The following is a 13512-nucleotide window of genomic DNA, read 5'->3' as shown; positions in this document are numbered from 1 at the left end:
CAAGACCCAACTGACGAAACACTTTTTCCAGGAGAGAAGGAAAATTGCTCGACGTAACAACTTTTGACGAGCTGCGCATTGGCCTGGCCACCGCCGACGACATCCGTCGCTGGTCGCATGGTGAGGTCAAGAAGCCCGAAACCATCAACTACCGCACCCTGAAGCCCGAGAAGGACGGTCTGTTCGGAGAGCAGATCTTCGGCCCGAGCCGTGACTGGGAATGTTCCTGCGGTAAGTACAAGCGTGTCCGCTTCAAGGGCATCGTCTGTGAGCGCTGTGGTGTCGAGGTAACGAAGTCGTCCGTGCGCCGTGAGCGCATGGGCCACATCGAGCTCGCCGCTCCCGTCACGCACATCTGGTACTTCAAGGGCGTCCCGAGCCGTCTCGGCTACCTGCTCGACATGGCTCCGAAAGACCTCGAGAAGGTCATCTACTTCGCCGCCTACATGGTGATCGAGGTCGACGAAGAGGGCCGTCACGCCGACATGCCCGGCCTTGAGAACGAGCTCCGCCTCGAGATCAAGACCCTGTCCGACCAGCGCGACTCGCGTATCGCCGACCGCCTGCAGCGCCTCGAGGTCGACCTCGCCGCGCTGGAGGAGGAGGGTGCCAAGGCCGACCAGAAGCGTCGCGTCAAGGACACCGCCGAGAAGGAGATGGGCCAGATCCGCAAGGGCTACGACGAGGACATCGCTCGTCTGGAGCGCGTGTGGGACAGCTTCCGCAACCTCAAGGTCGGCGACCTCAAGCCTGAAGACGCCGACTTCAACGAGCTCATGGACCGCTTCGGCCTGTACTTCGAGGCCTACATGGGCGCCGAGGCGATCAAGCGTCGCCTGCTGGCGTTCGACCTGGCTGCAGAAGCCGAGCTGCTGCGCGACCAGATCGCGAACGGCAAGGGCCAGAAGAAGATCCGTGCGATCAAGCGCCTGCGCGTGGTCAGCTCGTTCCTCGCGACCGGCAACTCGCCGGCAGCGATGGTCCTCGACGTCGTCCCGGTGATCCCGCCGGAGCTGCGCCCGATGGTCCAGCTCGACGGTGGCCGTTTCGCCACCAGCGACCTGAACGACCTGTACCGCCGCGTCATCAACCGCAACAACCGCCTGCGTCGCCTGCTCGACCTCGGTGCTCCCGAGATCATCGTGAACAACGAGAAGCGCATGCTGCAGGAGGCCGTCGACGCACTGTTCGACAACGGCCGCCGCGGTCGTCCCGTCACCGGTACCGGCAACCGCGCCCTGAAGTCCCTGAGCGACATGCTCAAGGGAAAGCAGGGTCGTTTCCGCCAGAACCTGCTCGGAAAGCGCGTCGACTACTCGGGTCGTTCGGTCATCATCGTCGGTCCGCAGCTGAAGCTGCACCAGTGTGGTCTGCCCAAGCAGATGGCGCTGGAGCTGTTCAAGCCGTTCGTGATCAAGCGCCTGATCGACCTGAGCCACGCTCAGAACATCAAGGCCGCGAAGCGCATGGTCGAGCGCAGCCGTCCGCAGGTCTGGGACGTGCTCGAGGAGATCATCCGCGAGCGCCCCGTGCTGCTGAACCGCGCACCGACGCTGCACCGCCTCGGCATCCAGGCCTTCGAGCCCCAGCTGGTCGAGGGCAAGGCCATCCAGCTCCACCCGCTCGTGTGTGCGGCGTTCAACGCCGACTTCGACGGTGACCAGATGGCCGTGCACCTGCCGCTGTCGGTCGAGGCCCAGGCCGAGGCGCGCATCCTGATGCTCGCCTCGAACAACATCCTGAAGCCGTCGGACGGCCGCCCGGTGACCCTGCCCTCGCAGGACATGATCATCGGTCTGCACCACCTGACCACGCTGAAGGAAGGCGCTGTCGGCGAAGGCCGCGCGTTCTCGTCCGTCGCCGAGGCCATCCTCGCGAAGGACCAGCACTCGCTCGACCTGAACGCCAAGGTCCGCATCCGTCTCAACGACTACGTTCCGAGCGACGCTGCAGACAAGGGCGTCGTCGGTGTGACGGCGATCGTCGAGACCACCCTGGGTCGCGCGCTGTTCAACGAGACCCTCCCGGCCGACTACCCCTACGTGGAAGAAGTCGCCGACAAGGGAGTCATCTCGGGCATCGTCAACGCCCTGGCGGAGCGGTACCCGAAGGTGGAGGTCGCAGCAGCACTCGACCGCATCAAGGACGCCGGCTTCTACTGGGCGACGCGTTCCGGCGTGACGGTGGCGCTGAGCGACATCCTCACCCCGCCGAACAAGCCGCAGATCGTGGCCGGCTACGAGAAGAAGGCCGCCAAGGTCACCGCCGAGTTCGAGAAGGGTCTCACGACCGACCTCGAGCGTCGTCAGGAACTGGTCAAGATCTGGACCGAAGCGACCAACGAGGTCGCCGAGGCCATGCGCGCCAACTTCCCGGCCGACAACACCATCAACCGCATGGTCACGTCGGGCGCCCGTGGTAACTGGCTGCAGGTTCGCAACATCGCCGGTATGCGTGGTCTGGTGAACAACCCGAAGGGTGAGATCATCCCTCGCCCGATCATCTCCTCGTACCGCGAGGGGCTGTCGGTGGCGGAGTACTTCATCGCGACGCACGGTGCCCGCAAGGGTCTGGCCGACACGGCTCTCCGTACGGCCGACTCTGGCTACCTGACCCGTCGTCTCGTCGACGTGTCGCAGGACGTCATCATCCGTGAAGACGACTGTGGCACCACCAAGGGCCTCGATCTGCCGATCGCAGCCCCCGGTGCTGACGGCGCGCTCGTTCGCGACGCCAACGTCGAGAACTCGGTGTTCGCCCGAACCCTCGCTGCAGACGCTGTGTCCCCTGAGGGCACCGTCGTTGCGAAGGCCGGAGACGATGTCGGCGACGTGCTCATCGACCGCCTGGTCGCCGCCGGCGTCACCGACATCAAGGTGCGCTCCGTGCTCACCTGTGAGTCGGCCGTCGGTGTGTGTGCAGCCTGCTACGGCCGCTCGCTCGCGACCGGAAAGCTCGTCGACATCGGCGAGGCCGTCGGCATCATCGCGGCCCAGTCGATCGGTGAGCCGGGAACCCAGCTGACCATGCGTACCTTCCACACCGGTGGTTCCGCATCCGCAGACGACATCACGCAGGGTCTTCCCCGCGTGCAGGAGCTGTTCGAGGCCCGCACCCCCAAGGGTGCGTCCCCGATCGCCGAAGCTGCCGGACGCATCACCATCGAGGACACGGACCGCAGCCGCAAGGTCATCCTGACCCCGGACAGCGGTGACGAGGCGCACATCTACCCCGTGCTCAAGCGTTCGACCCTCCTCGTCGAGGACGGTCAGCACGTCGAGCTCGGCCAGCAGATCATCGTCGGCACCGTCGACCCGAAGGAAGTTCTTCGCGTCAAGGGTGTCCGTGAGGTGCAGAAGCACCTCGTCGGTGGTGTGCAGGGCGTGTACCGCTCGCAGGGTGTTCCGATCCACGACAAGCACATCGAGGTCATCGTGCGGCAGATGCTGCGCAAGGTCACCGTCGTCGAGCACGGCGACACCGACCTGCTGCCCGGTGAGCTGGTCGACCGGTCGAAGTACAACGAGATCAACCGCGCCACGCTGACCGCCGGCAACAAGACGGCGTCTGCTCGCCAGGAGGTCATGGGTATCACCAAGGCCTCGCTCGCGACCGAGTCGTGGCTGTCGGCCGCGTCGTTCCAGGAGACCACCCGCGTTCTGACGCAGGCGGCCATGGAAGGCAAGTCCGACCCGCTGATCGGCCTCAAGGAGAACGTGATCATCGGAAAGCTGATCCCGGCCGGTACTGGCCTGGCTCGCTACCGCAATGTCACGGTCGAGGCCACCGAGGAGGCGAAGGCGGAGCGTTACCCGAACCGCATCTTCGCCGACGACTCGGCCTTCAGCGAGAACGACCTGAGCTTCGTCGACTTCGACAGCTTCAGCTCGGACGACTACACCCCCGGCACCTACAACTAGTAGGTTCCGCAACGGAAGCCCCGGCGCATCGCGCCGGGGCTTCCTGCGTTACGCTCGGCCCACAGCCATCTCGGCGCGACCAGCGCGCACGATAGGAGAGGATAGAGCCATGTGGCGCCAACTCCTCGAACACACCGACCAGCTCGGCCGCACCATGGTCGCCGTCGCCGGAACCCTGCTCGCGGTCGCCGTGGTGTCGTTCGTGTATGGCGTGATCCGCGCATCCACCGGTTACGCATCCACCACCCTCCCGTTCTGGATCACCACGATGATCTGCGCCGTCCTCGCCGGCGCTCTCGTGTACGGCGCCAGCCGCCGCGTCGACCAGCGCCACCGCTGACACCCGCCGCCGAATCCCACCCCTTTACCACCAGTACCCCCATATCGCGGGACTGTTGCTGACGTCGGCGCGCCGCATAAGGTGACAAAGCTCTACCCGAACACCAGCCGCACCCTGCCGAGATACCCGACCTCCCGGCATCGTCCTTTTAAAGGAGGTACACGTGGCGTCCATGACAGAGATCCTGATCCTTCACGGCCATCTGCCCATCGAGTACCTCGACAGCGTGACGTCTGAGCCGACCGCCGACGAAATCGCGGTCAAAGAGTTGCTCTCCCGCGGGGCGATCAGCGACATCCAGCTCGCACGCGCCCGCGCCGCACAGGCGAACGTCGCGTTCGTGGAACTCCTCGACTACCCGGTGGACCGCGCTGCCGTTTCCCTCGTCAACGGAGCGATCTGCCGCCGCCACAACGTGCTGCCGATCGCCTCCCACGACGGCACCCTTCTCCTCGCGATGGCCGACCCCGGCAATGTGTTCGCCATCGACGACGTCCGCGCGGCGACCCGCATGCAGGTCGAGGTCGCCGTCGCAGAGCCGGGCGACCTCCAGGCTGCCATCGACCGTTTCATCCGCGCGGATGACGAGCTCAGCGACCTGACGACCACGCTCGAAGAGGAGAACCAGCCCGAGGACACGGGCACCCTGAGCATCGGGGATGGGGGAGACGACGACGCGCCGATCGTGCGGTTCGTCAACCTGCTGGTCAGCCAGGCCATCCAGGACCATGCTTCGGACATCCACATCGAGCCGGCCGAGCACGACGTGCGCGTCCGGTACCGCATCGACGGTGTTCTCCACGCGATGCAGAGCGCGCCCAAGAGCATCCAGAACGGTGTCATCTCGCGCCTCAAGATCATGAGCGACATCGACATCGCCGAGCGTCGCAAGCCGCAGGACGGCCGCATGTCGGTCGCCCACGGCGGCCGCCAGATCGACCTCCGCGTCGCGACCCTTCCCACGGTGTGGGGCGAGAAGGTCGTCATGCGAATCCTCGACAACTCGAACACGAGCCTGAACGTCCGCGATCTCGCCTTGCTCGACTACAACTACGAAACGTACAAGACGTCGTATTCGAAGCCATACGGGATGATCCTGGTGACGGGGCCGACCGGTTCCGGCAAGTCGACCACCCTGTACACGACGCTGGGAGCGGTGGCGCGGCCCGAGATCAACGTCATCACCGTCGAAGACCCGGTCGAGTACCGCATGCACGGCATCAACCAGGTGCAGGTGAACCCGAAGGCCGGGCTGACGTTCGCGAGCGCGCTGCGCTCCATCCTGCGCAGCGACCCGGATGTGGTCCTCCTGGGCGAGATCCGCGACCACGAGACCGCGCAGATCGCCATCGAAGCCTCGCTGACCGGTCACCTCGTGCTCTCGACCCTCCACACCAATGACGCCCCCAGCGCAGTCACCCGCCTGACGGAGATGGACATCGAGCCGTTCCTCGTCGGGTCGGCGCTCGACTGTGTCGTCGCCCAGCGTCTCGCGCGCCGCCTGTGCGACCGGTGCAAGCAGCCCGCCGAATACTCGGTCGACGACCTGCAGCGCCTGCGGTTCGCCTTCGACCCCGACCGGGGCCTTCCCGAGGTGTTCGCACCGGTCGGGTGCGCCAGCTGCTCGAACACGGGCTACCGGGGACGCATCGCGGTGCATGAGGTGATGGCGGTGACCGAGGAGATCGAGCGGTTGGCCGTCGCCCGTGCATCCAGTGCCGAGATCGGCCGCGCAGCACGCGAACAGGGGATGCTGACCCTGCGGGAAGACGGGTGGGAGAAGGCGAAACTCGGCCTCACCTCCGTCGACGAGATCTTGAGAGTGGTGGCCTGACATGTCTGACGCACAAGCAGAGTGGGGAGACCGAATGAGCAACCCGATCTACGAGATCCCGGTGACGCCACCTGGTTCGAATGCGGACGGCTGGCATCCGGGAACGCCCTCGCCGATCGTGGAACCCTCGGTGCGGCCGTCGTTCGAGTCGCTCCTTGCAACTCCGCCAACCGCCTACGACCCCGAACGCGACACCACTTTCGCCGCGGCGGTGGCGCCGACGCCGGCGTATGTCGCGCCGACGACGCCTGAGCCCGTGTATGCGGCACCGCCGGAACCGTCCACGGTGCCGGCGCCCTCGGCGCCACCGGCGCCGTTCGAACCGTCGGTTCCGCTGCAGGCGGCCACGGCAACGTATCCAGCGCCGGTCGAGTCCGCATTCTCAGCAGTCCCCGCTCCGGAACCCGCGCCGGTCCCCGGCCCCGCGCCGGTTACCGATTCGGCTCCCGCCGCGTCTCCTTTCGCGGCCCCGGGACTTTCGCAGTTCCCGGCGCCGTCGACCGCGGCCGTCACCGTGCCGATCGTTCAACCGGCCGAACCGCCGACAGTGGAGGCGCCGAACTTCGCGTTGGCCGACCTCCTCGCGCCCACGGTTCCTCTCCCAGGCCTCGCAGCGCCTTCCGCCGCTTCGCTCGCCGACCTGCCGGCGCCCGCGCCGGAGGGACGTCGCTCGGCGCGCGCGGACGCTACCGGACCCACCGCGATCCTGCCGCAGGCGGAGACGCTCACCGAGGTGGAGCGCGAGGCCCTGCGTGGCGCCGATCCCGAACTGGTCGCGGCTCTCCACGAAGTGGTCCTGCAGCGTGCATCCGACCTCCACATGACAGTGAATGCCGCACCAATGGTTCGTGTCGACGGTGGGTTGCGGCCCGTCGGCGACGCCACCCCCTGGGATCGTGAACGTGTGCTGTCGGCGCTCATGAGCATCGTTTCGCCGCAGCAGCGCGAGATGTTTGAACGTGAACTCGAACTGGACTTCGCCTTCACCATCTCGGCGAACGCGCGTTTCCGCGTCAACTTCTACCAGCAGCGTGGGGCAGTCGGCGCCGCCTTCCGTCTCATCCCCACGGAGATCAAGCAGCTCAAAGAACTCGGTGTCCCCGAGAGCGTCGGCAACTTCTCGAAGCTCGCCCGCGGACTTGTGCTCGTCACTGGTCCGACCGGTTCGGGAAAGTCGACGACGCTCGCGGCCATGATCGACCTCGTCAACTCGACACGCTCCGACCACATCGTCACGGTCGAGGACCCGATCGAGTTCATGCATACCCACAAGCAGTCGATCGTGAACCAGCGCGAAGTCGGCGCCGACACGCACAGCTTCGGCGCAGCGCTCAAGCACGTCCTGCGCCAGGACCCCGACGTGATCCTGATCGGTGAGCTCCGTGACCTGGAGACCATCTCGGTAGCCCTGACGGCAGCCGAGACCGGCCACCTGGTCTTCGCCACCCTGCACACTCAGGATGCTCCCCAGACCATCGATCGTGTGATCGACGTCTTTCCCCCGCACCAGCAGGGCCAGGTGCGTGCACAGCTCGCGGCCACGCTCCAGGGCGTGGTCTGCCAGACACTGGTCAAGAAGGCAAGCGGACAGGGGCGCGCGGTCGCCACCGAAGTGCTCATCATGACACCGGCCATCGCGAACCTCATCCGCGAGGGCAAGACGTATCAGATTGCCTCGATGATGCAGGCCGGTCGCGAGCAGGGTATGCACACCATGGACCAGCATCTCGCCGACCTCGTCAACAACGGCAAGATCACGCACAAGGCTGCGATAGAGAAAGTGCATGATCCAGAAGGCTTCGGCCGGCTGGTGCAGCGCGTCGAATCGCCGACGGAGGCGTCTGCGCGTGCAATCGCCGAGAGCGGCATCGACTTCGGTGACTCCTACTCTGGTCAGGTGCGCTGATGGCTACGGCGACCACGTACGCGTACGCAGGGCGCAACGCGACCGGCAAGATCGTCAAGGGCCAGCTCGACGCCCCCAGCGAGGGTGCTGTCGTCTCGCGGCTCCGAACGATGGGGCTCACCCCGGTCTCGATCGATCAGGCGAATGCGGGTACGGGTCTTCAGCGTGAGCTGAACATCCCCGGCTTCAAGGCGGTCGTCAAGCTGAAGGACCTGTCCATCATGGCCCGCCAGATGTCGACCATGATCGGCTCTGGTCTGTCGCTTCTGCGCACCCTCAACATCCTCGCGGAGCAGACGGAGAGCAAGAAGCTCGCTGAGATCATGGTGTCGGTGCGGGACGAAGTCGAGGAGGGCACGTCCCTCTCCGTCTCGATGGCCAAGCATCCGATCGACTTCCCGCCCCTGATGATCAGCATGATCAGGGCAGGCGAGACGGGCGGGTTCCTCGATAGCGCCCTCGACGCGGTTGCGACGAACTTCGAAAAAGAGGTAAAACTTCGCTCGACGGTCAAGTCGGCGATGACCTACCCGGTCGTGGTTCTCATCATGTCCTTGGTCGCGGTGGTCATCATGCTCACCTTCATCGTTCCGATCTTCAAGAACATGTTCCAGAGCCTCGGCGGATCGCTCCCGATACCGACCCAGATCCTGGTGAACATCTCGGAGTCCATGGTCTGGCTCGGACCACTTCTTGCCGTTCTCATCATCGGCTTCTGGCTGTGGTGGCGGACCAACAAGAACACGGAGCGGGTGCGGAAGTTCATCGACCCCTGGAAATTCCGTTTACCGGTCTTCGGCAATCTCATGAAGAAGATTGCAATCGCGCGTTTCGCACGGAACTTCTCGAACATGATCGGCGCAGGTGTGCCGATTCTCCAGGCTCTGCGAATCGTGGGGGAGACCTCCGGCAACTGGGTGATCGAGAATGCGCTGGCGGAAGTCGGTGAGTCGGTTCGACGCGGTGAGTCGATCGCCAAACCGATGGCCGAGCAGCCCGTGTTTCCCCCAATGGTCACTCAGATGGTCGCTGTCGGCGAGGATGCCGGCTCGCTGGAGACGATGCTCGAGAAGATCGGTGCGTTCTACGACCAGGAGGTCGAGGCGATGACGGATGCACTGACCTCGCTGATCGAGCCGCTCCTCATCGCCTTCCTCGGCGTGGTCATCGGAGGCATGATCATCGCCCTCTACATGCCGATCTTCCAGATCGCAACCCTCATCAAATAGCCAGCCCCAAAGCTGGGGGTATGTCGATAGTTGACTCCCTCTAACTGGGGTATTCCCTGAGTGAAAAACCCCCCACTCGTGGGATTCTGCCGGGAATCTGCTGGCAAATAGCATCAACCCACCGGACGGAATCTCGTTCCCGTTCGAACCGACCGCACCACCCGACCGAATGGACAACTGCAATGTACTTCCGTCTCATGGGCAAGCTGAACGCTCGCCGTAAAGCAATCCTCCAGGGCGAAGAGACCGAGCAGGGCTTCACCCTCATCGAGCTCCTCGTCGTCGTGATCATCATCGGCATCCTGGCCGCGATCGCGATCCCCGTCTACCTGGGTATCCAGGACGGCGCCAAGGACAGTGCCGTGAAGGCCGACCTCACGAACGCCAAGACCGCGATCGTCGGGTACGGGGTCGACTTCCCGGCCTCAACGGCCGCACAGACCGAGGGCCTGCTCGGACTCCCGCTGGCAGCCGGGGCAACGCCCACCACTCTCGCGGCCAAGTACGGGCTGACCCTGAGCAGCAACACCTTCTCGCTCGCGGATGACACTGCTGCTAACTACACCGGGTACTGCCTGATCGGTGTCAGCACGAGCAGCTCGAAGCCAAGCTTCTACATCACTGACACGACCGGCGTCAGCCAGGCCAACACGAAGCCTACCGGCTGCGCGTAACAACGATCCCTGGTGGGGTGGCACGCCGCGTATACGCGCCGGTCCACCCCACCAACGCATAACCCAGACATTCCCGATGCCTGAACCCGAGGGAGGCGAATCGTGAGGAATCTCATCCGCACCAGCAACGCCGCCGTCGATGACGGCGGCTTTACCCTCATCGAGGTCGTCGTTGCGATGTTCCTGCTCGGGATCGTCGCCCTCGGACTGATTCCCGGACTCGTCGGCTCCCTCAAGGTGAGCACCGAGAACACGAACATCGCCACAGCGAGCCAGCTCGTGAACCAGCAGATCGACGCTGCACGGGTGGGGACGCCCACGTGCGCAACACTGACTGCCTATCAGAACCAGGTCCTCCCTCCTGTTGTCGACCGTCGCGGAGTGTCCTTCCAACCGAAACGCGCCGTGGGAGCCTGCACCGCAGGCACGCCTGGTGTCATCACGGTAAGCGTTTCCGTGACGTTGACCGGCAGCCCCAAAGTGCTCGCCTCCGCGATCACCAAGGTGTACCTGACCTCATGAGCACCTCGGCCCCGTTGGATGAGGCCCGCGCAGACGCGGGCCTGACCCTCATCGAACTCCTCATAGCGGCACTGCTCACCCTGCTCGTGATCGCAATGGTCGGCGGACTTTTCGTCGGCGCATCCCGCACCCAGAACACTGTCCGTTCCGCTACTCAGGCGGCTGACCTCGGCCAGCTCATCTCCCGCTCCATCGAACAGGGGGTGAACAACGCGACTGCGTTGAGCGTGCAGGTCGATTCGACGTCCGGTTCGCAGCTCCTGCTGGCCCGCGAATTCAGCATGGATCCGAACGTCGACCCGACTCAGGGGGCTTCGAGCGGGACCTCCTGCCGAGCCTGGCTTTACACGACGGCGCTCGGGGGCGCGATATACACCAAGATCACCACCCCCGCGGTCCCGATCGTGATGCCCATCGGAACGCCCGACTCGTCCTGGACACTGATCGGCAATGGCCTTCAGGTACAGGTCGATGCGTCGCCTTCGGCACTGATTTTCGCCGCACCCAACGGCACGCGCGTCGATCTCAAATTCGACGTGACCACCGGAACGGGTCAGCCCGTTCATATTGAGACCACAGCCACCATCCCAAACCCGACAACGGAGAGTGCGCCATGCTTCTGACAAGAATCCTAGGATCACGCCATAACGCCTTGCACGGTTCGCGTGAACGCGAAAACGGAGCGGCGCTCATCGCCGTAATCGGTATCTCGGCGGTCATGATGATCTTCGTCGCGACAACCGGGACCGTGTTAGTCGCAGGTCTGCACTTCAGCGACACCACCAGAGGGGGCGTCCAAGCTCAGGCCGCTGCCGAAGCCGGCATCGCGGCGGCGCAGGCCGACCTCAGCAAGAGCGTCTGCAATGCGCCGTATACGAGCTCGAGCGCACCTGTCTACACCGTGAACGTCTCCTACCAGCTTCCGGACATCACCGGGACGGCATGGCACCCTGGCTGCCCCACCACAAATCCCGACCTCAAGAAAGTCAGGATCGTTTCAGTCGGATCGGGAACGGGGTTCGCACCGACGAAGAAGACTGTGGAGACGATCTTCAACTACACTCCCGCCATTCTCCCGCAGCCCGTACAGGGAACCGGAGCAGGTGTCTTCGGATGGCAGGTCACCGATACGACGATCACGAACCTCACCATCACCCAGCAGGGCACCTCGAAGCCAGGCATGATGTTCGTCAACGGGAGCCTCTCCTGTCAGGCGGGCGGCTCCGTCCAGGGATCGGTGATTCTCGGTGGGGGGTCTTACTCCACGACGAGCGCGTGCACGATCAACGGTGACGTCTACGCATCCACGGCTGTCAGCATCGGCAACAACAGCACGATCCTCGGAAACGTCGTCGCTCTCGGTCTTTCGAGCGGCAAGTCGGTGACCCTTGCGGGCGGTTCGAAGGTCAACGGCAGCATCACAGCCGAAGGCCCCGTCTCGATCGGCGGCACAGTCGGCGGCAGTGTCACGTCCGGACCCTTGACGGGCTCGAGTAGCGTCAGTGGCTCCGTCGGTGGGTCCTTCGTGACAGCGGGGACGGTCACCAAGACCGGCACCATCGCTGGAACGGTCACCCAGAACAAGACCGGAATCCCCACCCCGACCATGCCGGTAGTCCCGCCGTGGGTCGACTTCGGCTACAACCCGCCGGACTGGGTGGACGCGACCTCAACTCCGTACGCCGTGGTCAACGCAGCCAATTGCAAGACCGACGTCGCAGCCAAGATCAACGCTGCCACCGGTCCGACGATCATCAACGCGCTAGCGGGTAGTGGCTGCAACAGCCAGCACGTGGATCTCAGTGGGCTCAACCTCACGTTGAAGTCCGATGTGGTTCTGTTCGCGACAAGCTATCAGCTGAAGAACCAGACGATTACGTCAAGCACGCCCTCGGTCGCTTCCTCACAGCGACTCTGGATGATCACACCAGACGCGAATCTCACGAACAAAACACCCGACTGCCCAACCAACGCAAGTCCGTCGGAGATCGATAACCAGGTGACGACAGACGCCTCCGTCGACATGTTCCTTTACACGCCCTGCGGCTTGAGCAGCACGGGTAGCCAGATGTGGGGCCAGATTTACACGCTCGACGTCAAGTTCGACAACTCGTACGTCCTGAACTTCGTTCCGATCGGCCTGCCGGGGTGGAATCTCGCGGACGCCACCCACATCTCGACCTCCTTCACCCCAGGCTACCTGGGTGCGGTGTTCTCCAGCCGGAACATCACGGGGTAGGTGATCGACGTGGTCGCTTTCGCAGCAGTGTTCGGGTCGCTTGTCGGCTCCTTCCTCAACGTCGTCGTCTACCGCATCCCTGCCGGCCGGTCGATCGTGAACCCGCCGAGTGCGTGCCCGTCTTGCAACTCCCGCATCCGCCCGTACGACAACATCCCGGTCTTGTCGTGGCTCGTGCTTCGCGGGCGGTGCCGTGACTGCGGAGCCCGGATCTCGGTGCGATATCCCCTGGTGGAATTCGGTACCGCGCTGCTGTTCGCCGTCGTGGCTGCCGTGTTTCTCGTGCCTTTCGTCGACGCGCTGGCCGGCTATCAGGCCCTCGCGATCGTGTCGGCCGCCCTGGCTCTCTGCGCTTTCCTCTATCTCGCCGCAGTGAGCGTGGCGCTCGGTCTCATCGACATCGACACGCACCGGCTCCCGGACAAGATCGTGCTCCCGAGCTACCTCGTCGCTGCGGCGCTGCTGGGCGGCGCGGCCCTGCTTGGGGGCCACTGGCAGCAGCTCGCCACCGCAGGGATCGGCGGAGCAACGATGCTTGGCTTCTACTTCTCGCTTGCGTTTCTGCGGCCGGGCGGAATGGGCCTCGGCGACGTCAAACTCGCGGGCCTTCTCGGGCTCTACCTCGGCTGGCTGGGTTGGGGTGCGCTGGTCGTCGGCGCCTTCTCCGCCTTCCTGCTCGGTGGAGTCTACGGACTCGTCCTTCTTGCGACGCGTCGCGCGGGTCGCAAGAGCGGCATCCCGTTCGGGCCGTGGATGCTCGCCGGCGCCTGGCTCGGGATCTTTTTCGGTAACGCCGTCTGGTCGGCCTACCTCAGTCTGATCGGCGTCGCATGACCGCGACAGTCGCG

At 64.6% G+C, this 13512-nt stretch carries 10 protein-coding genes; all 10 read left to right on the top strand.

The features are described 5' to 3' along the window. Positions 1-44 precede the first annotated feature (44 nt). The 10 genes from ACPPVQ_RS16785 (at position 45) to ACPPVQ_RS16740 (ending at position 13498) form a co-directional block, all read left to right on the top strand. Positions 45-3920: a DNA-directed RNA polymerase subunit beta' gene (locus tag ACPPVQ_RS16785; protein ID WP_426516267.1), complete on the top strand. Its 3876-nt coding sequence runs from the start codon at positions 45-47 to the stop codon at positions 3918-3920. 109 nt (positions 3921-4029) lie between these two features. Beyond that, positions 4030-4260: a hypothetical protein gene (locus ACPPVQ_RS16780; protein WP_426516266.1), complete on the top strand. Its 231-nt coding sequence runs from the start codon at positions 4030-4032 to the stop codon at positions 4258-4260. 163 nt (positions 4261-4423) lie between these two features. Further along, positions 4424-6094, top strand: coding sequence for a GspE/PulE family protein (locus tag ACPPVQ_RS16775; RefSeq protein ID WP_426516265.1), 1671 nt, complete (start codon positions 4424-4426; stop codon positions 6092-6094). A gap of 34 nt (positions 6095-6128) precedes the next feature. Continuing rightward, on the top strand, positions 6129-8000 hold the full coding sequence (locus tag ACPPVQ_RS16770) for a PilT/PilU family type 4a pilus ATPase (protein ID WP_426516264.1): 1872 nt from the start codon (positions 6129-6131) through the stop codon (positions 7998-8000). Beyond that, positions 8000-9229, top strand: coding sequence for a type II secretion system F family protein (locus tag ACPPVQ_RS16765; RefSeq protein WP_426516263.1), 1230 nt, complete (start codon positions 8000-8002; stop codon positions 9227-9229). The genes ACPPVQ_RS16770 and ACPPVQ_RS16765 overlap by 1 nt, the downstream gene beginning before the upstream one ends. Positions 9230-9411: 182 nt before the next feature. Continuing rightward, entirely contained in the window at positions 9412-9903 is a 492-nt protein-coding gene (locus ACPPVQ_RS16760) for a type II secretion system protein (RefSeq protein ID WP_426516262.1), read from the top strand. Positions 9904-10005: 102 nt separating this feature from the next. Continuing rightward, complete coding sequence (locus ACPPVQ_RS16755) at positions 10006-10425, top strand: type IV pilus modification PilV family protein (protein ID WP_426516261.1); 420 nt, start codon at positions 10006-10008, stop codon at positions 10423-10425. Next, a complete protein-coding gene (locus ACPPVQ_RS16750; protein WP_426516260.1) occupies positions 10422-11048 on the top strand; it encodes a hypothetical protein in 627 nt (208 codons plus the stop codon). The genes ACPPVQ_RS16755 and ACPPVQ_RS16750 overlap by 4 nt, the downstream gene beginning before the upstream one ends. 29 nt (positions 11049-11077) lie before the next feature. Further along, positions 11078-12664, top strand: a complete 1587-nt coding sequence (locus tag ACPPVQ_RS16745; protein ID WP_426516259.1) for a polymer-forming cytoskeletal protein — start codon at positions 11078-11080, stop codon at positions 12662-12664. Between the two features lie 9 nt (positions 12665-12673). Beyond that, a complete protein-coding gene (locus ACPPVQ_RS16740; RefSeq protein ID WP_426516258.1) occupies positions 12674-13498 on the top strand; it encodes a prepilin peptidase in 825 nt (274 codons plus the stop codon). The last annotated feature ends 14 nt before the right edge of the window (positions 13499-13512 follow it).

The sequence above is a fragment of the Leifsonia sp. McL0618 genome, from assembly GCF_049994905.1.
Classification (GTDB): Bacteria; Actinomycetota; Actinomycetes; order Actinomycetales; family Microbacteriaceae; genus Diaminobutyricibacter.
This window is presented reverse-complemented; position numbering and strand designations above follow the sequence as displayed.